This is a genomic window from Arthrobacter glycogeni (assembly GCF_054511155.1).
Genome location: NZ_JBTNDE010000052.1, coordinates 1 through 1,294 on the forward strand (window position 1 = coordinate 1; position 1,294 = coordinate 1,294).

The 1,294-nt window shown below is 66.8% G+C and carries 2 protein-coding genes; both read left to right on the forward strand.

From position 1 onward, the window contains the following. A partial coding sequence (locus ACX80O_RS16680; RefSeq protein WP_459334176.1) for an aldehyde dehydrogenase family protein occupies positions 1-849 on the forward strand: 849 nt, incomplete at its 5' end. After that, on the forward strand, positions 846-1,294 hold a 449-nt coding region (locus ACX80O_RS16685; RefSeq protein WP_459334177.1), incomplete at its 3' end, for an aldehyde dehydrogenase family protein. The genes ACX80O_RS16680 and ACX80O_RS16685, both read left to right, overlap by 4 nt.

Consider the following 1,294-nt stretch of genomic DNA (forward strand, 5'->3'; position numbering starts at 1 on the left):
TCGGCCCTGGTGAACCACCCGGATGTGAACAAGGTGGCCTTCACCGGGTCCACCGCCGTCGGCCGGTCCATCGCCCGCTCCACTGCCGGCACCGGGAAGAAGCTGACCCTGGAACTCGGTGGCAAGGGCGCGAACATCGTGTTCGACGACGCCCCCATCGACCAGGCCATCGAGGGCATCGTGAACGGGATCTTCTTCAACCAGGGCCAGGTCTGCTGCGCCGGATCGCGGCTGCTGGTCCAGGAATCCGTGCACGACGAGGTGGTCGACCGGCTCAAGGCCCGCATGTCGACCCTGCGGGTCGGTGACCCCCTGGATAAGAACACCGACGTCGGCGCCATCAACTCGGCCGCCCAGTTGGGCCGGATGCGTGAGCTCTCCGATGTGGGTGAGCAGGAAGGCGCTCACCGGTGGAGCCCGGCCAGTAACCTGCCGCAGCAGGGTTTCTGGTTCCCGCCCACGATCTTCACGAACGTGTCCACGAGCCACCGTATCGCCCGGGATGAGATTTTCGGGCCGGTGCTGTCCATCCTGACGTTCCGCACCCCGGCCGAAGCGATCGCCAAGGCCAACAACACCCCGTACGGTCTCTCGGCGGGGATCTGGTCGGACAAGGGCAGCCGGGTCCTGGCTGTCGCCGATAAGCTGCGCGCTGGGGTGATCTGGGCGAACACGTTCAACAAGTTTGACCCGGCCTCCCCGTTCGGCGGGTACAAGGAATCCGGGTACGGCAGGGAGGGCGGCCGCCACGGACTCGGCGCCTATCTGGCCCCGGCCGCGGCCGGCACGTCAGGGAAATCGGTGGTGTCGGTCATCATGAACAAGACCGTCTTGGGAGGCTCCAAATGAGTGCTGCACGGCTAGGCGTACCGAAGACCTACAAGCTCTACATTGGTGGGAAGTTCGTCCGCAGCGAATCCGGTCGGGTATACGAGGTGGCAACAACGAAGGGTGGGCCTATGCTGAACACGGTCAACGCCGCGAAGGGCTCACGCAAGGACGCCCGCGACGCCGCCACGGCCGCCCGGGCCGCGGTCAGTGGCTGGGCCGGGACCTCCGGATACAACCGCGGTCAGGTGCTGTACCGGATCGCTGAGGTCCTCGACGGGCGCCGCGCCCAGTTCGCCGACGAAATCGCCGCCTCTGAAGGGGTCTCGGCTACCGCCGCGGCCGCCCAGGTGGATGAGGCCATCGACCTGTGGGTCTGGTATGCCGGCTGGGCCGACAAGTACGTGCAGGTGGCCGGCAACGCCAACCCCGTCTCCGGCCCGTACTTCAACCTGTCCACCCCCGA